The sequence below is a fragment of the Brevundimonas sp. genome (assembly GCF_046299535.1).
GTDB lineage: Bacteria > Pseudomonadota > Alphaproteobacteria > Caulobacterales > Caulobacteraceae > Brevundimonas.
Map to the genome: position 1 here is coordinate 26,630 of NZ_JBKBIB010000006.1, position 18,914 is coordinate 45,543.

17 protein-coding genes are annotated in these 18,914 nt (G+C 69.7%); 5 read left to right on the top strand and 12 right to left on the bottom strand.

Going from position 1 to position 18,914, the window contains the following annotated elements:
* Nucleotide 1 precedes the first annotated feature (1 nt).
* Nucleotides 2-1,294, top strand: a complete 1,293-nt coding sequence (locus tag ACK4FB_RS05995) for a 3-deoxy-D-manno-octulosonic acid transferase (protein WP_409749133.1) — start codon at nt 2-4, stop codon at nt 1,292-1,294.
* Nucleotides 1,291-2,325 (top strand): tetraacyldisaccharide 4'-kinase, encoded by a 1,035-nt coding sequence (lpxK, locus tag ACK4FB_RS06000; RefSeq protein ID WP_409749136.1) that lies wholly within the window; start codon nt 1,291-1,293, stop codon nt 2,323-2,325. The genes ACK4FB_RS05995 and lpxK overlap by 4 nt, the downstream gene beginning before the upstream one ends.
* A gap of 171 nt (nt 2,326-2,496) precedes the next feature.
* On the opposite strand, the gene ACK4FB_RS06005 is transcribed toward lpxK, so the two are convergent.
* The 3 genes from ACK4FB_RS06005 to ACK4FB_RS06015 are packed head-to-tail and all read right to left on the bottom strand — an operon-like array spanning nt 2,497 to nt 4,818.
* Nucleotides 2,497-3,432, bottom strand: a complete 936-nt coding sequence (locus ACK4FB_RS06005; protein ID WP_409749138.1) for a bifunctional riboflavin kinase/FAD synthetase — start codon at nt 3,430-3,432, stop codon at nt 2,497-2,499.
* 1 nt (nt 3,433) lies between these two features.
* On the bottom strand, nt 3,434-3,901 hold the full coding sequence (locus ACK4FB_RS06010) for a MaoC family dehydratase (RefSeq protein WP_409749141.1): 468 nt from the start codon (nt 3,899-3,901) through the stop codon (nt 3,434-3,436).
* Between the two features lie 38 nt (nt 3,902-3,939).
* Nucleotides 3,940-4,818: a TIGR01459 family HAD-type hydrolase gene (locus ACK4FB_RS06015; protein ID WP_409749144.1), complete on the bottom strand. Its 879-nt coding sequence runs from the start codon at nt 4,816-4,818 to the stop codon at nt 3,940-3,942.
* A 101-nt stretch (nt 4,819-4,919) separates the two neighbouring features.
* Here ACK4FB_RS06015 and ACK4FB_RS06020 point away from each other — a divergent pair, with 101 nt between their 5' ends.
* Nucleotides 4,920-6,749: an SLC13 family permease gene (locus ACK4FB_RS06020; protein WP_409749147.1), complete on the top strand. Its 1,830-nt coding sequence runs from the start codon at nt 4,920-4,922 to the stop codon at nt 6,747-6,749.
* Here ACK4FB_RS06020 and ACK4FB_RS06025 read toward each other — a convergent pair whose 3' ends face one another.
* Nucleotides 6,750-8,057 (bottom strand): amidohydrolase family protein, encoded by a 1,308-nt coding sequence (locus tag ACK4FB_RS06025; RefSeq protein WP_409749528.1) that lies wholly within the window; start codon nt 8,055-8,057, stop codon nt 6,750-6,752.
* Nucleotides 8,058-8,206: 149 nt separating this feature from the next.
* On the opposite strand from ACK4FB_RS06025, the gene ACK4FB_RS06030 reads away from it, so the two are divergent.
* Complete coding sequence (locus ACK4FB_RS06030) at nt 8,207-8,899, top strand: murein L,D-transpeptidase catalytic domain-containing protein (RefSeq protein ID WP_409749150.1); 693 nt, start codon at nt 8,207-8,209, stop codon at nt 8,897-8,899.
* Here ACK4FB_RS06030 and ACK4FB_RS06035 read toward each other — a convergent pair.
* The 4 genes from ACK4FB_RS06035 to ACK4FB_RS06050 all read right to left on the bottom strand — a co-directional run bounded on the left by ACK4FB_RS06035 (nt 8,896) and on the right by ACK4FB_RS06050 (nt 11,218).
* Nucleotides 8,896-9,171, bottom strand: coding sequence for a type II toxin-antitoxin system RelE/ParE family toxin (locus tag ACK4FB_RS06035; protein ID WP_409749152.1), 276 nt, complete (start codon nt 9,169-9,171; stop codon nt 8,896-8,898). The two genes, ACK4FB_RS06030 and ACK4FB_RS06035, sit on opposite strands and share 4 nt — an antisense overlap.
* Nucleotides 9,159-9,350, bottom strand: coding sequence for a CopG family transcriptional regulator (locus ACK4FB_RS06040; protein WP_409749155.1), 192 nt, complete (start codon nt 9,348-9,350; stop codon nt 9,159-9,161). Before ACK4FB_RS06040 ends, ACK4FB_RS06035 begins: the two co-directional genes overlap by 13 nt.
* A 31-nt stretch (nt 9,351-9,381) precedes the next feature.
* Nucleotides 9,382-10,662, bottom strand: a complete 1,281-nt coding sequence (purD, locus tag ACK4FB_RS06045) for a phosphoribosylamine--glycine ligase (RefSeq protein ID WP_409749158.1) — start codon at nt 10,660-10,662, stop codon at nt 9,382-9,384.
* A gap of 64 nt (nt 10,663-10,726) precedes the next feature.
* Complete coding sequence (locus tag ACK4FB_RS06050; RefSeq protein WP_409749161.1) at nt 10,727-11,218, bottom strand: PRC-barrel domain-containing protein; 492 nt, start codon at nt 11,216-11,218, stop codon at nt 10,727-10,729.
* An 84-nt stretch (nt 11,219-11,302) separates the two neighbouring features.
* Here ACK4FB_RS06050 and xseA point away from each other — a divergent pair, with 84 nt between their 5' ends.
* Nucleotides 11,303-12,739 carry an exodeoxyribonuclease VII large subunit gene (gene xseA / locus ACK4FB_RS06055; protein WP_409749164.1) on the top strand — a complete coding sequence of 479 codons (1,437 nt, stop codon included), beginning with the start codon at nt 11,303-11,305 and terminating at the stop codon, nt 12,737-12,739.
* A gap of 10 nt (nt 12,740-12,749) precedes the next feature.
* Here the strand turns inward: xseA and ACK4FB_RS06060 are convergent, their stop codons facing one another.
* The 4 genes from ACK4FB_RS06060 to ACK4FB_RS06075 form a co-directional block, all read right to left on the bottom strand.
* Complete coding sequence (locus ACK4FB_RS06060; RefSeq protein WP_409749167.1) at nt 12,750-13,619, bottom strand: alpha/beta fold hydrolase; 870 nt, start codon at nt 13,617-13,619, stop codon at nt 12,750-12,752.
* A gap of 47 nt (nt 13,620-13,666) precedes the next feature.
* Nucleotides 13,667-14,101, bottom strand: a complete 435-nt coding sequence (locus ACK4FB_RS06065; protein WP_409749169.1) for a putative signal transducing protein — start codon at nt 14,099-14,101, stop codon at nt 13,667-13,669.
* Nucleotides 14,102-14,157: 56 nt separating this feature from the next.
* On the bottom strand, nt 14,158-15,681 hold the full coding sequence (gene odhB, locus ACK4FB_RS06070; RefSeq protein ID WP_409749172.1) for a 2-oxoglutarate dehydrogenase complex dihydrolipoyllysine-residue succinyltransferase: 1,524 nt from the start codon (nt 15,679-15,681) through the stop codon (nt 14,158-14,160).
* Between the two features lie 63 nt (nt 15,682-15,744).
* Nucleotides 15,745-18,756 (bottom strand): 2-oxoglutarate dehydrogenase E1 component, encoded by a 3,012-nt coding sequence (locus ACK4FB_RS06075; RefSeq protein ID WP_409749175.1) that lies wholly within the window; start codon nt 18,754-18,756, stop codon nt 15,745-15,747.
* Nucleotides 18,757-18,914: the final 158 nt, after the last annotated feature.

Here is an 18,914-nt window from a genome sequence, read left to right on the forward strand (position 1 = left end):
CATGGGCGCTCCGCTGTCCCTGAGAGCTTACAGCGCCGTCACCGGCTGGGTGGAGTCGCTGGCGCCGCGCCTGCTGGCGGCGCGCGCGCGGCGGGGCAAGGAGGACGCCGCGCGCCTCAATGAACGGCTGGGCCGTCCGTCGATCCCCCGTCCCTCCGGGCCGCTGGTGTGGCTGCACGGGGTCAGCGTGGGCGAGAGCCTGTCCCTGCTGCCGATGATCGGACGGCTGCGCGCCGAGCGGCCTGAGGTGGCGATTCTGGTGACGTCCGGCACCGTGACGTCCGCGCGCATCCTGGCCGAGCGCCTGCCGCCCGGTGTCATCCATCAGTACGCGCCCGTGGACGGGCCGCTGGCCACGGCGCGGTTCCTCAACCACTGGCGGCCCGCGCTGGGCGTGCTGGTGGAGAGCGAGCTGTGGCCCAATCTGATCGGCGCGGCGCAGGCGCGGGGCGTCAGGCTGGCCCTGATCAGCGCGCGCATCACCGACAGGACGGCCTCGGGCTGGGGCCGCATGCGCGGCGCTGCGCGCACGTTGCTGTCGGCCTTCGACCTGATCCTGCCCCAGGACGACGCCTCGGCGGCGCGCATCGAGGCGCTGGGCGGGCGGGTGCAGGGCCGGGCCAATCTGAAACTGGCGGGCGGGCCACTGACCCACGACAAAGGCGCCTTCGACCAGCTGAGCGCCGCCATCGGCGACCGCTCCGTGGTGCTTGCGGCCAGCACCCATCCCGGCGAGGAGCGGGCCGTCGCCCGGGCGCTGGACGGGCTGGAGGAGCCGCCGTTCCTGATCCTCATGCCGCGCCATCCCGAGCGGGGCGGCGGGCTGGCCCAGACCCTGCGGGCCGAGGGGCGCGCGGTGGCGCTACGTTCGGCGGGCGAGACGATCGAGGCCGACACGGCCGTCTATCTGGCCGACACCCTGGGGGAGATGGGGCTGTTTCTGGCGCTGTCCGACCTGGTGATCATGGGCGGCTCGTTCGGGCCGGTGATCGGCCATGCGGGCGCGGGCGGACACAATCCGCTGGAGCCCGCGCGGCTGGGCAAGCCCACGGTCTGCGGCCCGGACATGGCCAACTGGCCGGACGTGGCGGCCGATCTGGAGCGGGCGGGCGGTCTGATCCGGCTGGAGCGCGCCGAGCAGCTCGCGCCTGTGATCGCGCCCTTGCTGGAGGACCCGGTGAAGGCGCGGGCTGTGGGCGAGCGGGCGCGGCGCGCGGCCATGGCGGCGGACGCGGGGCTGGACCGGCTGTGGAGCCATCTGGCGCCCCTGCTGCCCGCCGGGAGGGCGTCATGAAGCTGAACACGCCGCGCTGGTGGTATGTGCGCGAGGGCGCGCCGTCACCCGTCGTTCGCACCCTGCTGAAGCCCCTGTCCTGGCTGTGGGCCGGGGCGACGGCGCGGCGCATGGCGCGTACTGTCCCGGTGGATGCGGGGATCCCGGTGATCTCGGTGGGCAACCTGACCGTTGGCGGGTCAGGCAAGACGCCGGTGGCGCGTGAGGTGCTGCGCCTGTTGCGGGACAAGGGTTTGGAGGCCCACGGGCTGACGCGGGGCTATGGCGGGCGGCTGGCCGGGCCGGTGCGGGTGGACCCCGCGCAGCATGCCGCCGGGGACGTGGGCGATGAGCCGCTGTTGCTGGCCCGGGTGGCCCCGGTGTGGGTGGCGAAGGATCGCCCGGCGGGCGCGCGGGCGGCGGCGGAGGCGGGCGCGGCGGTGGTGGTCATGGACGACGGCCATCAGAACCCGACCCTGAGCAAGGCCCTGTCCCTGATCGTGGTGGACGGGGAGACGCGGGGCGGGGAGTGGCCCTTCGGGGACGGGGCGGTGTTCCCCGCCGGACCCATGCGCGAGCCGCTGAAGGCCGGGCTGGCGCGGGCGGACGCGGTGGTGGTCCTGCTGCCGGCTGATTTGCCGGAGGCGGATCAGGAATTGTTGAGTTTATTCAAAGATAAGCCGGTGTTCGTCGCCCGGCTGGAGGCCGCGGCGGCGCCGCCGCCCGGGCCACAGCTGGGGTTCGCGGGGATCGCCAAGCCGTGGAAGGTGGAGCGGGCCCTGACGGCCGCCGGGTGCGACCTGATCGACTTCGCCGCCTTCCCCGACCATGCGGCCTTCGCCGAGGGGGACCTGAAGGCGCTGGCGGCCCGGGCGGCGGATCAGGACGCGGGGCTGGTGACCACCGAGAAGGACTGGGTCCGCCTGCCGCCCGACTGGCGCGGGCGGGTCGCGGCCTGGCCGGTGCGGGCGCGCTTCGAGGATGAGGCGGGCTTCCTCGCCGTCCTCGGCCGTGCGGGATTTCGGACTCCGGGCGAAAAAAACACAGTCTGAATTGTCTGAATTGTCCGAAATCGGACCCCCGACTTGAGATTCGGGACCCGAAAAAACAGTGTCCGAATTGTCCGAAATCCCCCTTTCAGGCCGCTCAAGGCGCGGACCCGTGCGACCGCAGTCTAGGGCGCCCGGGAGGGCGGGGGATCAAACAGGTCTGAGCGCGGCTGCTCAGGCCGCCAGAATGGCCCGGGCAGCTTGGGCGTCGGCGTCGATCTGGGCCTTGAGGGCGTCGAGGCCGTCGAAGGTCGTCTCGGGGCGCAGGAAGGCGATCAGCTCGGTCTCAAGCGTCTGACCGTAGAGGTCGCCGTCGAAATCGAACAGCCAGGCCTCCAGCATGGGCTCCTCGGTGCGGAACATGGGGCGCACCCCCAGGCTGGAGACGCCGTCCACCACCCGGCCGTCGGGAAGGCGGGTGCGGGTGGCGTAGACCCCGTAGGCCGGGCGCATGTAGTCGCCCAAGGCCATGTTGGCGGTGGGCACGCCCATCTCACGGCCGCGCTTGTCGCCGTGGATCACCTCGGCCTGCAGGGCGAAAGGCCGGCCCAGAATGGCGGCGGCGCGGTCCATGTCGCCGGCCTTGAGGGCCTCGCGCACGGCGCTGGACGACAGCTTGAGCCCGTCGGCGTCGTCCACCCGCGGGGCGGCCGAGACGGTGAAGCCCATCTCCCGGCCATAGCCCTCAAGCGCCTGGGGCGAACCGGAGCGGCCCTTGCCGAAGGTGAAGTCGAAGCCCACCGCGGCGTGGACGATCCCGAGCCCCTCATGCAGCACCTGAGCGGCGAAGTCCCGATCGCTCATGCCCGCCATCTCGGCGTCGAAAGGCAGAAGATAGAGTCGGTCCACGCCAAGGGGCGCCAGAGCGCGGGCCATCTGGTCCGGCGTCATCAGGCGGAAGGGCGCGGCCTCGGGCTGAAAAAAGCGGCGCGGATGGGGATCGAAGCTGACCACGCCCAGCGGCGCGTTCAACCGGTCGGCCGCCGCCTTCGCCTCGGCGATCACCGCCTGATGGCCCCGGTGGACCCCGTCGAAGGCGCCCACCGCCACCGCCGCGCCCCGGTCGCCCGCAGGCAGGTTTCGCCAGTCGCTGATCAGTCGGACGGACAAGTCAGTCCTTCGCGGGACGACGGCGTCGCGGCACCCGCACGATGGCTTCGCCGCCCATGATGAAGGCGTCGCCGATATAGCCCTCGGTCTTGAGGGTCACCCGCGCGGATTCCAGATCGACGGCGGCCACGGTGACGCGGGCGGTGACCTGGTCGCCGATGCGCACCGGCTTTTCGAAGGACAGGGTCTGGCTCAGATAGATGGCGCCGGCGCCGGGCAGGATGGTGCCCACCACCGCCGAGCCGAACGAGGCCGACAACAGGCCGTGGGCGATGCGGCCGCGATAGGCGGTCTTCGACGCGAACGCCTCGTCCATGTGCACGGGGTTGAAGTCATCCGAGGCGTCGGCGAACTGCTGGATCCGCTGTTCGGTCATCTCGACGATTTTTTCAGCGGTCATGCCGACGTGCAGTTCGTCGAGGATGTAGCCGCCGGAGGGATGAGCCCCCACAAGGTTTTTCTCAGTCATGGGGGTGATCTAGCGCCGTAAGCTCCGCTTGGCGAGCCTCACCAGGCCAGGTCCAGCATCGTGTAGCGGGCGTAGGTGGTCTCGGCCTTCAGAAGCGCGCCCGCCTTTTCCGCGTCGACCCGGCCGTCCGGCCCCTGCGCCGCGGCGCCGTGGATGCCGGCGGCCACGAACAGGCAGTCCAGTCCCTGGCCGTTGGCGCCCATGACGTCGGTGACCACGCCGTCGCCCACGCACAGGACGCGGGACCGGTCGGCGTTGGCGCCCAGCAGGGCCTCGGCTTCCTTCATGGCCAGATCATAGATGGGCCCGAACGGCTTTCCGGCCATGGTCACGCGCCCGCCGAGGGTCTCGTAGAGATCCGCCAGCGACCCGGCGCAGTAGATCAGCTGGTCGCCGCGCTGCACGACCCGGTCGGGGTTGGCGCAGACCATCTCAAGATCCCGCGCGGCGGCCTTGGACAGGGCCTCGCGATAGTCCTGCGGCCCTTCGGTGGTGTCATCGTACAGGCCGGTGCAGCAGATGAACCGGGCGCCGTCCGGGCCCTCGGCCACGGCCACGCCCGTCCCCTCGTACAGCGCCATGTCCCGGTCCGGCCCCAGGGCCCAGACGGGGCCGGGCGCGCGGCGGCCCAGCTCGGCGCGGGTGGCGTCGCCGGAGGTGACGAAGGCGTCCCAGGCCGTGCGGGGCACGCCCAGGCCGTCCAGTTGCGGCACGACGGCCTGTGAGGGGCGCGGGGCGTTGGAGATCAGCACCACCTTGCCGCCGCCCTCGCGGAAGCGGATCAGGGCGTCCAGGGCCGGGGCGAAATGCTCGCGGCCGTTGTGAATCACGCCCCAGACGTCGCACAGCAGGACGTCGTAGTCGGCGGCCACGGCGGCGAGGCCGTCGATGGGATGGGGCAGGGTCTGGGTGCTCATGCCTTGGGGGTAGGCGCCCACGGGGGTTGCGTCAACGCGGAACCGGATGCACGCCCGCGCCTTTCGTGCCAAGTCGGAGCCTTCCGACAAGCGGGGCCGCCTTGGACGTCATCATCACCTTCATCGACGCCTGGAGCGCCTGGATCGGCCTGGCTTTTCTGGTCGGGCTGTTCGCGGCCTTCATCAGCGAGCGGCTGCCGCCGACGGTGATCGCCGTGGGCGGGGTCGCGATCATGATGATCGTCGGCTTCCTGCCCCTGACCTCGGCCCTGTCGGTGCTGGCCAATCCGGCCCCTGTGACCATCGCCGCCATGTTCATCCTGTCCGGCGCTTTGGTGCGGACAGGCGCCATCGAGGCCGTGCTCGGTCTGGTGACCCGCAGCGCCCAGGAGCGGCCGCGCGTGACCGCAGCGGGGGTGTTCGGCGGAGCACTGACCGCGCCCGCCTTCATGAACAACACCCCCGTGGTGATCATCCTGATCCCGGTGATCAAGAAGCTGGCCAAGGCCCTGTCCATCGCCTCAACGCGACTGCTGATTCCGCTGTCCTATCTGTCGATCATGTCCGGCACCCTGACCCTGATCGGCACCTCCACCAATCTGCTGGTGGACGGCGTGGCGCGGGACATGGGCATGGAGCCGTTCGGCATCTTCGAGATCACCGGGGTGGGTCTGGTCACGGTGCTGAGCGGCGTACTGACCCTGGCGATTCTGGGCCCATTCCTGTTGCCGAGGCGAGACGACGCCGACGACGGCGAGGCGGACGCGCACATCTTTCTGACCGAACTGCTGGTGCGCGACGGCAGCGACCGCATCGGGCGCAAGCTGGGCGAGATCAACCTGCTGAAGCGGTCCGACACAAAGGTGGTGGGCCTGAAGCGCGACGGCCGCATCCTGCGCAAGGATCTGGACAACCAGGCCCTGCTGCAGGGCGACCGCATCCTGCTGTCTGCGCCGGCCCATGAAATCCAGACCCTCGCCCGGGCGCCGGGCTTTACCGTCGGCATGAACGGTCTGACCGGCGGCATCGTCCTGACGCAAAAGGAAGGCGAGGAAGACCCCGGCGGCGAGGACGACGACATCACCTTCATCGAGGCCACCATCGCCCCAACCCACCCGGGCATCGGGCGGCGACTGTCGGAAATCCCGCTGCTGTCGCGATTGAAGCTGCGAATTCTGGGCGTATCCCGGTCGCACCACCTGCCCGGCCCGGACATGGGCGGGGCGCGGGTGCGCGCGGCCGACACCCTGCTGATCGCCGCCCCGCCGGAAACCATGCCCGACCTGCGCGAGAACCGCACGCTCATGGGCGTGGGGGAAACCCAAAGCCGGCCGTTCCGACGCAGCAAGGCGCCCATCGCCATCGCGGCGCTGGCGGGAACGGTGCTGGCCGCCGCGTTCGGCATCATCCCCATCGCCGGGGCCGCCATCATCGCCGTGGCGGTGATTCTGGTCACCCGCTGCATCGACCCGGAGGACGCCTGGGGCGCCATTGACGGGGATGTGCTGGTGCTGATCTTCTCCATGCTGGCCATCGGCATCGGCCTGCAGAACGCCGGCAGTGTGGGCCTTATCGTAGGCTGGGCGACACCGCTGCTGATCGACGCCTCGCCGCTGGTGGTGCTGATCTGCCTGTATTTCCTGACCACCATCCTGACCGAGATGGTGACCAACAACGCCGTGGCCGTGATCATGACCCCCATCGCCATCGGCCTGGCCGAGCAGATGGGCATCGACGCGCGGCCGCTGCTGGTGGCGGTGATGTTCGCGGCCTCGGCCAGCTTCGCCACGCCCATCGGCTACCAGACCAACACCCTGGTCTATGCGGCGGGCGACTACCGCTTCACCGATTTCCTGAAGATCGGGGTGCCCATGATGATCATCGTCGGCGCCGCCACCTGCGCGGCCATCTGGTGGCTGTTCGGGGTGTGATCAGTCCAGATAGGTCACGCCGCCTTTCATGACGAAGGCCACGCGCTCCAGCTCGGTGACGTCGGTCAGGGGGTCGCCCTCCACCGCGATCAGATCGGCCGCCATGCCGGGGGCGAGGCGGCCGATCTGGTCCTGAAGGCGGAAGTGCTCGGCGGCGTTGACGGTGGCGGCCTGGATGGCCTCCAGCGGGGTCAGGCCGGCCCGCACCAGCAGGGCGAACTCGCGGGCGTTGTCGCCGTGGGCCGAGACGCCGGAATCGGTGCCGAAGGCGATGCGCACCCCGCCCTCGTGGGCGCGGCGGGCCATGTCCAGCATCAGGGGGCCGGCCTCGAGCGCCTTGGCGGTCTGGTTGGGGGTGAGGAAATTGTCCGGCCCCGAGGCCACGCGGGCCACGAAGTCGCCCGCCAGCAGGGTGGGCACCAGCCAGGCGCCGCCCGAGCGCATCATGCGGATCGAGTCGGCGTCCAGATAGGTGCCGTGTTCAATGGAGTCGCCGCCCGCGGCCAGGAAGCTGTTGATGCCGTCGGTCCCGTGGGCGTGGGCGGTGACGGTGCGGCCCATGAAGTGGGCGGTCTCGACGATGGCTTCCAGCTCGGCGTTGGAGAACTGCTGGCCCAGACCCGCGGCGGTGTCGGACAGCACGCCGCCGGTGGCGGTGATCTTGATAATGTCGGCGCCGGCCAGCACCCGCTCTCGCACCGCCCGGCGGCAGTCGTCGGCGCCGGAGCAGACACCCCCCGAGCGCAGATGCGGCACCAGATCCTCGCGCACCCCGCTGACGTCGCCGTGGCCGCCGTGGGGCGTGACCCCGCCGGCCGACACCAGCAGGCGGGGGCCGGGGATGTGCCCGGCGGCGATGCCGTTGCGCAGCGCCACCACCGCCTCGCTCATGCCGCCCAGATCGGCCACGGTGGTGAAGCCGGCCTCCAGCGTCACGCGGGCGTAGGCTGCGCCCTGCATGGCGGAGTCCGCCGCGCTGCGGGTGAAGCGCTCGATGCGGCTGTTCGGCCCCTGCTGGCTGGTGATGTGCACATGGCTGTCGATCAGGCCGGGCAGGACGAAGCGGTCGGACAGATCGATCACATCTCCCTGGCCGACGAAGCCGTCGCGGATTTCGCGGACGCGGCCGTTCTCGATCACGAGGGTTTGATTCTCGCTGACCCGACCGGTGGCGGGGTCGGCCAGAAGACGGCCCGCGTGGACATACGTCAGGCCCGATGGCGCGCCCGTCGTGCCTTGCGGGGCTTGCGCCAGGGCGGGAAACGCCGCCATCGCCGCCGCCGCCATCGCCATCCAGAACCGCTTCATCTGCACACCCTCGTCCGCACCGGGCAGGATCGTCCGGCGGAGCGGCATCATAGGCAGGACGCTCCTTAAGCCAAGGCCGCGCTTGCGCGAGGACGGAAGGGTGTGAAACACATGGAAACAAGGGGCTGAAACCGCATTGAGGGCGTCACATGCGGCTATCGAGACGTGGACTGATCACAGGCGGACTGGCCGCGGGCGGCGCCATGGCGCTGGCGGGATGCGCCTCCACCGGAGCCTCGCCTGTACAACAGGTTGTTCTGCCGCCGTCTCTGGACCTGGCCCCGCGCCCCATCCAGACCGTGCAGGTGCGGCCGCCGCTGGATCCCACCGGCCAGGTGCGGCCGGAATTGATGAGCCGGGCCATGGCGGCGCTGGACCTCCATCACGATCGCATCCCCTCGCGGGACCGCATGTATCTGGTGGACTTCACCCGCTTCTCCGGCGAGACGCGGCTTTACGAAGTCAATCTGGAGTCCGGCGGGGTGCAGGCGTTCCGCACCAGCCACGGTCGCGGCTCGGACCCGGCCCATTCGGGCTTCGCGCGCCAGTTCTCCAATGTGCGGGATTCCCACATGTCGTCGGTGGGGTCCTTCGTGACCGCGGGTCCGAACTGGGGCCCGCAGCAGGGGCCCAATGTGCTGCTGGACGGGCTGGAGTACTCCAACTCCGCCGCGCGCGAGCGGGCGATCATCGTCCATGGCGCCGACTACGCGGAGCCTTCATTCCTGGAGCGTGAAGGCAAGCTGGGCCGGTCATACGGCTGTTTCTCGCTGTCCCACGCCGACCTGCAGGCTGTGCGCGACCGCATGGGCGAGGGCCGGCTGCTGTTCGCCCTGGCCTAGGGTTTGGGCCGTCTGGCGCCGTGGCGAACGGAGAGAATCCGCACGTCCACATCGGTCACCCTGTACCGGATCACATAGGGCGGGATGATCGTCAGTTCCCTGCGCCCTTTCCCGATGGGTCGGCCGCGCTCAGGGAACGCGTTCAGGCTGTCGCCAGCCGCCTTCAGCATTATGAAAAAGCGTCGGGCGGCCGATGGGTTGAACCCGTTCAGGTAAACCTGAATCTCGATGAGATCGACCAGCGCCCTGGGCGCCCAGATCAGTCGCCGCATCTGGGCGGAGGCAGCGGATCGTCGCTTCCCCACGATGCGACCCACCGCATCACCGCGTCATGGCTGATGTAGCGACCGGCTGCGATGTCGGCTTCACCTTGCGCCATTGCAGCCTCGTCGGCCGCCTCATCGGGCGTGTCGAACAGGTCGTCTTCCGGATCGGGCAGCGGCTCGGCCATGGGCCAGTTTTAGCACGAAAGCGCCGAACCGTCAGCCGTCGTCCCGCTCCAGCGCGCGCCAGCCTATGTCGGAGCGGTGGAAGCCGCCGGGCCAGTCGATCCTGCTGATGGCGGCGTAGGCGCGCTCGCGGGCCTGGGCGATGTCGGCGCCGCGCGCGCAGACGTTCAGCACCCGACCGCCGGACGCCGTCAGCGCGCCGTCCCTGTTGCGGGCGGTTCCGGCGTGGAAGACCTGCACATCGGGGCCGAAGTCCTGCTCGGCGCCGCGGATGACCGAGCCGGTCAGGGGGCTGTCGGGATAGCCCTTTGCCGCCATCACCACGCAGATCACCGTCTCGGGACGGAATTCCAGCGGCGGCAGTTTCGACACGTCGCCGCGGGCGCAGGCGAGCAGATGGGGCACGATATCCCCGGCCAGACGCATCATCAGCACCTGGCATTCCGGATCGCCGAAGCGGGCGTTGAACTCCACCACCTTCGGGCCCTCCGACGTGGCCATCAGCCCGGCGTAGAGCACGCCGCGATAGGGCGCGCCCTCCGCCGCCATGCCCGCCATGGTCGGCTCGACCACGCGGTCATTGGCCTGTTGAACAAAGTCGGGGGTGAAGACAGGGGCGGGGGAATAGGCGCCCATGCCGCCGGTGTTGGGACCCATGTCGCCGTCGAAGGCGCGCTTGTGATCCTGGGCGCCGCCCAGCAGCACCGCCCGGGTTCCGTCGCACAGGGCGAACAGGGACCCCTCCTCCCCGTCCATGAACTCCTCGATCACGACCCGCGATCCGGCGGCGCCGAAGCGGCCGCCCAGCATGCGCTCGATCTCGGCCTCGGCGTCGCGGCGATCGGGGCTGATGGCCACCCCCTTGCCGGCGGCGAGGCCGTCGGCCTTGATCACATAGGGGGGCTTGAAGACGTCCAGCGCCTGTTTGGCTTCGGCCAGGGTCTCATAGACGCCGTAGCCTGCGGTGGGGATAGTGTGCCGCTCCAGAAAGTCCTTGGCGAAGGCCTTGGAGGTTTCGAGCTGGGCGGCCTTGGCGGTGGGCCCGAAGCACGGGATGCCAGCCGCCGCGAGCCGGTCGGCCAGCCCGGCGGCCAAAGCCATCTCGGGGCCCACCACCACGAGATCGGCGCGGATTTCGCGGGCGAGGGCGGCCAGCCCCTCGGCGTCGTCGGCCTTGACCGGGACGAGCTCGCCCAGCCGCTCCATGCCGGGATTGCCCGGCGCAATGACCAGAGACGTCACCAGCGGCGACTGGCGGATTTTCCAGGCCAGGGCGTGTTCGCGACCGCCCGATCCGACGAGAAGGACTTTCATGCCCGCGACATGACCGGCCGTACGCGGCCGGTCAAGCGCGGACAGGGTTCAGACTTCGTCCAGATTACATGCCCTGGGTGGCGGTGGGCGAGGTGGCCCCCGGGGCGTTTCGCGGCTCGGGGCTGCGCATGGTGTCGCGGTTCCAGGCCGGCAGGGCGTTAAGCTGGTCGGCCGTCAGGGCCGTCTGGAGATCGCGGTCGCCCTCGATGTCGATGGAGGTGACCTGATCGACCGGGATGACCACATAGCGGTCCCCGGGCCCTTCCACATCGATCGCGAAGCCGGTGACGTTGTTGTCGTCGTCGATGATGATGGCCTCGACCTCGCCCAGCTTGGTGCGCTCTGACGACAGCAGGTCCGCATCCTCCAGCTGATCGCGGTCCATGCCCAGGGCGGTGACGTGACGGGCGACGCCCTCGGTCACCGGCTGCGCCTGACCGGCGGCGGCGGCGTCCACGTCGGGCGCGCGCACCACGTCATCCTGATTGTCGCCACAGGCGGCGACGCCCAGCAGGCTCACGGCGGCGACGGCGGACAGGGTCATTCGGACAGTCATTGGCTTCCTCCAGCGTTTCGGGTTCGACCAGATCAACTCGTGGGGGCCATCGACGTTCCCCGGTTCTGGCCGATACAAGGGGATATGGACGCCGATTCAGCCCCCGATCCCCGCGACAACAATCCGCCGCTGTCGATCTCCGAGCTCAGCTTCGCGCTGAAGCGGACGCTGGAGGAGCGGTTCGGCCATGTGCGGCTGCGCGGCGAGATTTCCAAGGTGAACCGGCACGCGTCCGGCCACGTCTATCTGACCCTGAAGGACGACCGGTCCTCCATCGACGGTGTGGTGTGGAAGGGCGTGGTGCGGGGACTGCAGGTTCAGCCCGAAACCGGGCTGGAGGTCATCGTCACCGGCAAGATCACCAGCTATCCGGCAAGGTCGTCCTATCAGATCGTCATCGACAGCATGGAGCCGGCCGGGGCCGGGGCCCTTCTGGCGCAACTGGAGCGGCTGAAGGCGAAGCTGCACGGCGAAGGCCTGTTCGATCCGGCCCGCAAGCGGCCCATCCCGGCCTTTCCGGCGGTGGTGGGGGTCATCACCAGCCCCACCGGCGCGGTGATCCGCGACATCCTGCACCGGATCGCCGAGCGTTGGCCCTGCCGGGTCATCGTCTGGCCCTGCGTGGTGCAGGGCGATGCGGCGGCGGCCCAGGTGGCGGCGGCGGTGCGCGGCTTCGACGCCATGACGCCGGGCGGGCCGATCCCGCGCCCGGACGTGCTGATCGTGGCGCGCGGCGGCGGCTCGGTGGAGGACCTGTGGGCCTTCAACGACGAGGCCCTGGCCCGCGCGGTGGCCGAGGCGAGCCTGCCGATCATTTCGGCGGTGGGGCACGAGACCGACACCACTCTGATCGATTTCGTGTCGGACCGGCGCGCGCCGACGCCCACCGGCGCCGCCGAGATGGCCACGCCGGTGCTGGCGGACCTGAAGGCGGCGGTGGCGGACATGGAGCGGCGGCTGTTCCGGTGCGGCTCGCGGGTGCTGGAGGATCGGCGGACGCGCCTGAGGGCGGCGGCGCGCGGTCTGCCCGCCCGGCCCGAGGACCTGATCGCCCTGGCGCAACAGCGGCTGGACCATGCCTCGAGCAGGCTGGCGTCGGGGCTGACCCGCAATGCGGCCATCCACGAACGGGAGCTGGTGCGCGCGGCATCGCGGTTGACGCCGGGCCTGTTGATGCGGCCCATCCGCCATCAGGCCGAGCGGCTCGGCAGTCTGGACGCGCGCATGACCGGGGCGCTGGGCCGGGTCATTCCCCGCGAGGCGGACCGGCTGGGCCGCATCAGCCGCCTGTACGAGAGCCTGAACCCGGACGGGCCGTTAAAGCGCGGCTTCGCCCGCGTCCACGCCGAGGACGGCGCCCTGGTGCGGTCCGCCGCAACGTTGCAGGCGGGGCAGCCGGTCCGGCTGGTGTTCGAGGACGGCGACCGCAACGCCGTGGTGGACGGCGGGTCGGGGCCTGCGCGCAAGACGGCGCCGGTCAGAACGCCCCCGCCGCCCACGAAACAGGGCGATCTGTTCTAGAAGCGGGGAGTCAGGGCGCGAGGAACCGGTTCACCGAGGCCAGGAACTCCCGGGGGCGGTCGATCATGACCATGTGCTCGGCCCCCTCGATACGCTCGAAGCGGGCGGCGTTGCGGAGCCTGAGAAACCCCTGACGGAAGCCCTGGTCCACCTGATGGCGCGGGCTGTCGGCGGATTCGCTCCAGCCATAGACCACGGTGACCGGGGCCGTGACGCGGGCGAGATCGGCGCGCAGGTCGGTGGTCATGACCTCATAGATGCCCTGGGCCAGAACGCGACGGTCGCCGCCCTGCCAGCCCATGGCGCCCACCACGGCGTCTGTGGCGCCGCCCAGCCGCGCGCCCACCGCGCCGGCCTGCTGGCGCAGCACCTGATCGCCCAGGAACAGGACCGCGGTGCGCGCCACCTCGGCGATCGGGGCCACATCGGCGGTGGTGGCCCGGCCGTTGATCAGGGACGGAAAGAAGGGCGAGGAATCCACCACCATGACCCGGCCGATGCGGCCGGGGGCGTCAGCGGCCATCTTCAGGGCGATCTGGCCGCCCATGGAGTGGCCGATGACGGCGGGGCGCTCCAGCCCCTGTTCAGCCATGTAGCGACGCACCTCATTGGCGATGGCGGCGGTCAGGGGGCCGCGCGCGTTGGCGCCGGCGGGCGCGTCGCCGAAACCGTTGACGCCCACCACATGCACCCGATGGCTGTCTTCCAGCGCCCGCACCGTTGCGTCCCACACGGCGGGCGTTGAGGCCAGGCCGGGGATCAGGATCACGTCAGGCCCGGCGCCCCGCGCGGTCACGGTGATGCGGTCGGACTGGAACGCCTGGGCGGTCGCGGGGGTGGCGAACACCAGGATCAGAAGGGTCAGGATGAGACGGGCCATGACCGTCCCTAACGCCCGATCACGGCAAACGGTTGACCGAAGCGGCGTCAGGCCAGGACGCGCAGCAGCAGCGGCAGGCCCACGAGGACGGCGACCAGCAACAGGATGGCGAGGGGCGCGTAGCGGCGGCGTACCGAGACGCTGCGCCGGGCGCCCGTCATGCCCGCCGCAGCCCAGGGCGCGGCCAGCACCCCCAGCGCCAGCCCCAGGTCGCGCGCCGGAACGTCGCCGGCGGCTGGAAGGTCGTCGGGCTCGTCTGACAGGAACTCGCCCGCCTGCACCCGGGCCAGGATGGCGCGCGCGTCGGCGGCTTCATCGTCGGGCGCCATCACCCGCAGGCCGCCCACCGCACGCTGCATCAGCGGATGCATGCCGATCAGGTGATGGTCGGCCACCTCGGCCCGGATGCCGGCCGAGCGCAGCAGGGCCGCGGCCAGTTCGGCCTCGTGCAGATCATGGAAACGGCCGACCTCGATGGACATGGCCTCAGGATAGCACGGCCATGCCCGTCACCGTAGAGCGCCGGACTTCGACGGGATCAGAGGTCCAGCAGGAAGCGCTGGGGATCCTCGAGGTTTTCCTTGATGCGCACCAGGAAGGTCACCGCCTCCTTGCCGTCCACGATGCGGTGATCGTAGCTGAGGGCCAGGTACATCATCGGGCGGATCTTCACCTCGCCGTTCACCGCCACCGGACGCTGGACGATGTTGTGCATGCCCAGGATGCCGGACTGGGGCATGTTCAGGATCGGGGTGGACATCAGCGAACCGTAGATGCCGCCGTTGGTGATGGTGAAGGTGCCGCCCTGCAACTGGTCCAGGGTCAGGTCGCCGTCGCGGGCGGCCTTGCCCAGGGCGGCGATGCCCTTCTCGACCTCGGCCAGGGACAGCTGGTCGGCGTCGCGCAGCACCGGAACCACCAGGCCCTTTTCGGTGCCCACGGCCACGCCGATGTCATAGTGGTTCTTGTAGATGATGTCCGTGCCGTCGATCTCGGCGTTGACCGCCGGGATCTCCTTCAGGGAGGCGACGACCGCCTTCACGAACAGGCTCATGAAGCCCAGCTTGACGCCGTGACGCTTCTCGAAGCTGTCCTTGTAGGCGCTGCGCAGGGCCATGACCGCGGTCATGTCCACCTCGTTGAAGGTGGTCAGCTGGGCGGCGGTGTTCTGGGATTCCTTCAGGCGCCGGGCGATGGTCTGGCGCAGGCGGGTCATCTTGACCCGCTCCTCGCGCGGGCCCGTGGCGCGGGGCGCGGCGGGGGCCGGAGACGAGGCCGGCGCGGCTTTCGGCGCGTCGGCGGCGGCAAGGGCGTCGCCCTTGAGGATGCGGCCGTCCTTGCCCGAGCCCTGGATGGCCTTCGGGTCCAGGTTCTTCTCGGTCACGATGCGCTGCACCGAGGGCGACAGGTGGGGTGCGTCGCCGCCCTTGTCGGCCAGCTGGGCGCTGCCGGTGTTGGCCGGGGCCGCAGAGGGCGCGGAAGCGGCGGCGCCGTCGCCCACAGCCACCTTGCCGATCACCTGACCGGGGGTGACGGTGGCGCCCTGTTCGGCGGTGATCTCGGCCAGCACGCCGTCGGCGGGCGAGGAGACCTCCACCGCCACCTTGTCGGTCTCGATCTCGACCAGGACCTCGTCCTTCTTCACCGCGTCGCCGGCCTTCTTGAGCCAGGCGCCCATGGTCCCCTCGGCCACGCTCTCGCCCATGGTGGGGGTGGTCAGGTCGATGGTTTCGGCCCTGGCGGCGGCTTTGGCGGGCTTGGCTTCGGCCTTGGCTTCAGCCTTGGGGGCGTCCTTGGCGGGCGCATCCTTGGCGGGGGCGGCCGCGCCGCCCTCGGTCACCTTGCCCAGCACGGCGCCGGCAGTGACCGTGTCGCCTTCACCGGCGGTGATCTCGGCCAGCACGCCGTCGGCGGGGGCCACCACTTCCAGCGAGACCTTGTCGGTCTCCAGCTCCACCAGCAGTTCGTCCTTCTTCACCGCGTCGCCGGCCTTCTTTGTCCACTTGGCGACGGTCGCCTCCGAAACGGATTCGCCGAGGGTGGGGGTGAGAATGTCGGCCATGGGAAGGTCCAGTATCTTTCGTGATCAGTCGGGCAAGTCGAGCGGGCGAGGTCAGGCGGCGGTTCAGGCGAGGGCTTCGGAGAGGAAGGCTTCCAGCTCCTTGAGGTGGCGGCTCATCAGTCCGGCGGCGGTGGAGGCGGAAGCGGGACGGCCCACATATCGGGCGCGCTTCGCCTTGATGTCCAGCTTGTCCAGGGTCAGCTCCAGCCACGGATCCACGAAGGTCCAGCCGCCCATGTTCTTGGGCTCTTCCTGACACCAGACGAGGTCAGCGTTCGGGAAGCGGGCCAGTTCGGTCATCAGGGACTTCATGGGCCAGGGATAGAACTGCTCAAGACGCATCAGATAGATGTCGTTGGCGCCTGCCTTCTCGCGGGCGTCCAGCAGGTCGTAATAGACCTTGCCCGAGCACAGCACGACCCGGCGGATGTCCTTGTCGGCCTTGATCTTGACGCCCGCCATTTCGGGCCGGGTCTGGGCGTCGTCGTGCAGCACCCGATGGAAGGTCGAGCCCTCGGCCAGGTCGTTCAGGGACGACACCGCCTTCTTGTGACGCAGCAGCGACTTGGGCGTCATGATGATCAGCGGCTTGCGGAACGGCCGGTGCATCTGGCGGCGCAGGATGTGGAAATAGTTGGCCGGGGTGGTGCAATTGGCCACCTGGATGTTGTCCTCGGCGCAGGCCTGCAGGAAGCGCTCCAGACGGGCCGAGGAGTGCTCAGGCCCCTGCCCTTCGTAGCCGTGGGGCAGCAGCATGGTCAGGCCGCACATGCGCAGCCATTTGCGCTCGCCCGAGGTGATGAACTGGTCGATCACCACCTGGGCGCCGTTCACGAAGTCGCCGAACTGGGCCTCCCACAGCACCAGGGTGTTGGGGTCCGACAGGGCGTAGCCGTACTCGAAGCCCAGCACCGCCTCCTCGGACAGGGCCGAGTCGATCACCTCGAACTGGGCCTGGCCTTCACGCAGGTTATTGAGGGGGACGTAGCGGTCCTCGGTGGTCTGGTCGATAACGCCGGAGTGGCGCTGGCTGAAGGTGCCGCGCATGGAGTCCTGGCCGGACAGGCGCACCGGGAAGCCCTCGTCCAGCAGACCGGCGAAGGCCAGGCTCTCGGCCGTGGCCCAGTCGATGTTCTCGCCGGTCTCGATCATCTGGCGGCGGCCGTCCATGACGCGCTTGAGCGTCTTGTGGATGTCCACCTGATTGGGAACGGTGGTCAGGCGGTGGCCATACTCGCGCAGCTTGTCCGCCGGAATTCCGGTCTCGCCGCGCCGCTCGTCGCCCTCGGGCAGACCCAGACCCTTCCACTGGCCGTCCAGCCAGTCGGCCTTGGAGGCCTTGTAGGTCTTGCCGGCCTCGAACTGCTTGTCGAGGAACTGTTCGAACGCCTCGATCTCCGCGTCCACGTCGGCCTGGGTCAGCACGCCCTCGTCGATCAGGCGCTGGGTGTAGATCTCGCGCGTGGACGGCTGGGCCCGGATTTTCGAATACATCAGCGGCTGGGTGAAGGTGGGATCGTCACCCTCGTTGTGGCCGAAGCGGCGGTAGCAGAACATGTCCACCACCACGTCCTTCTTGAAGATCTGGCGGAACTCGGCCGCCACCTTGGCGGCGAACACCACGGCCTCGGGATCGTCCCCGTTGACGTGGAAGATCGGCGCCTGGACCATCAGGGCCACGTCCGACGGATAGGGACTGGACCGGCTGTTGCGCGGGCTGGTGGTGAAGCCGATCTGGTTGTTGATGATGAAGTGGATGGTGCCGCCGGTGCGGTATCCCTTCAGGCCCATCAGGGCGAAACATTCGGCCACCACGCCCTGGCCGGCGAAGGCCGCGTCGCCGTGGATCAGCAGGGGCATGACCTTGGAGCGGTCCAGCGCCCATTCGGCCTCGGCCCGGCCGGCGTTGGCCTCGCGGATGTCGTGGGCCTGCTTGGCGCGCGCCTTGCCCAGCACCACCGGGTTGACGATCTCCAGGTGCGAGGGGTTGGCGGTCAGGGACAGGTGCACCTTGTTGCCGTCGAACTCGCGGTCCGACGAGGCGCCCATGTGGTATTTGACATCGCCCGAGCCCTCGATGTCTGACGGCATGGAGCTGCCGCCCTGGAACTCGTGGAAGATGACCTCGTAGGGCTTGCCCATGACGGCGGCCAGCACGTTCAGACGGCCCCGGTGGGCCATGCCCAGCACGATTTCATCGACGCCCATGGCGCCGCCGCGCTTGATGACCTGCTCCAGCGCCGGGACCATGGCCTCGCCGCCGTCCAGACCGAAGCGCTTGGTGCCGGGGAAGCGCTTGTGCAGGAAGCGCTCGAAGGTCTCGGCCTCGATCAGCTTGGACAGGATGGCGCGCTTGCCGTTGGCGGTGAAGGTGATCTCGCGATCATTGCCCTCCTTGTCCCGCCCCTCGATGCGCTCCTGCAGCCAGGCCTTCTCCTCGGGCTCGGCGATGTGCATGTACTGGATGCCGAGATTGCCGCAGTAGGTCCGGCGCAGGATCTCGATGATCTCGCGCAGGGTGGCGCTTTCCATCCCCAGCACATTGGCGATGAAGATCGGCCGGTCCATGTCGGCCTCGGTGAAGCCCCAGAACTCGGGCGTCAGCTCGGGGTTCTGGATCGGCGGCTCGATGCCCAGCGGGTCCAGATTGGCCTGGAGGTGGCCGCGGATGCGGTAGGCCCGGATCAGCATCAGGGCGCGGATGGAATCGTGGGCCGCGGCGCGGATCTCTTCCCCGGTGACCGAGGGCGCGGCGGCAGGGGCTGCGGCGGGCGCGGCCTTGGCGCCGGGCTTTTTCGGATCCGCCTTTGGCGCGGGCCAGCGGCCGTCCATGGCGCCCAGTTCGTCGGTGGGTTCGGTGACGGGCTTGCGGCCCCACGCGCCGGCCCCGGCGGCTTCCTTCACCTGATCTGCGCGGTCACGCAACTGATCAAAAAAGGCGCGCCATTCGCCCGAGACCGAAGCGGGATTGTCGGCCCACTTCGCATGGAGTTCCTCGATGAACCCGGCGTTGGCGCCGTAAAGGAAGGAGGTCTCGGCAAAGACCTGGTTCAGCCGACCCGCATCGTCCGCCATCGTATCGCTTCTCGTCCCTTCGGACGCATCCCGTCAAAGCCCGGATCGCACGTCTGCGCATGGGGCGGGGCGTCCATGGTCATATAGCCGCTGTTTCCTTACGGGTCATGACCGCATGGTGGCGAAGCGCGGATATTTTTCGATTTATCGGACAATTG

Bases quoted from the DNA above. Each gene is read 5' to 3' on its own strand.
- ACK4FB_RS05995 (WP_409749133.1), top strand. From the start codon at position 2: ATGGGCGCTCCGCTGTCCCTGAGAGCTTACAGCGCCGTCACCGGCTGG.
- ACK4FB_RS06010 (WP_409749141.1), bottom strand. From the start codon at position 3,901: ATGACTGAGAAAAACCTTGTGGGGGCTCATCCCTCCGGCGGCTACATC.
- ACK4FB_RS06035 (WP_409749152.1), bottom strand. From the start codon at position 9,171: ATGCGGCGACTGATCTGGGCGCCCAGGGCGCTGGTCGATCTCATCGAG.
- ACK4FB_RS06050 (WP_409749161.1), bottom strand. From the start codon at position 11,218: ATGACTGTCCGAATGACCCTGTCCGCCGTCGCCGCCGTGAGCCTGCTG.
- lpxK (WP_409749136.1), top strand. From the start codon at position 1,291: ATGAAGCTGAACACGCCGCGCTGGTGGTATGTGCGCGAGGGCGCGCCG.
- odhB (WP_409749172.1), bottom strand. From the start codon at position 15,681: ATGGCCGACATTCTCACCCCCACCCTCGGCGAATCCGTTTCGGAGGCG.
- ACK4FB_RS06015 (WP_409749144.1), bottom strand. From the start codon at position 4,818: ATGAGCACCCAGACCCTGCCCCATCCCATCGACGGCCTCGCCGCCGTG.
- ACK4FB_RS06040 (WP_409749155.1), bottom strand. From the start codon at position 9,350: ATGGCCGAGCCGCTGCCCGATCCGGAAGACGACCTGTTCGACACGCCC.
- ACK4FB_RS06025 (WP_409749528.1), bottom strand. From the start codon at position 8,057: ATGAAGCGGTTCTGGATGGCGATGGCGGCGGCGGCGATGGCGGCGTTT.
- xseA (WP_409749164.1), top strand. From the start codon at position 11,303: ATGGACGCCGATTCAGCCCCCGATCCCCGCGACAACAATCCGCCGCTG.
- ACK4FB_RS06030 (WP_409749150.1), top strand. From the start codon at position 8,207: ATGCGGCTATCGAGACGTGGACTGATCACAGGCGGACTGGCCGCGGGC.
- ACK4FB_RS06065 (WP_409749169.1), bottom strand. From the start codon at position 14,101: ATGTCCATCGAGGTCGGCCGTTTCCATGATCTGCACGAGGCCGAACTG.
- ACK4FB_RS06060 (WP_409749167.1), bottom strand. From the start codon at position 13,619: ATGGCCCGTCTCATCCTGACCCTTCTGATCCTGGTGTTCGCCACCCCC.
- ACK4FB_RS06075 (WP_409749175.1), bottom strand. From the start codon at position 18,756: ATGGCGGACGATGCGGGTCGGCTGAACCAGGTCTTTGCCGAGACCTCC.
- purD (WP_409749158.1), bottom strand. From the start codon at position 10,662: ATGAAAGTCCTTCTCGTCGGATCGGGCGGTCGCGAACACGCCCTGGCC.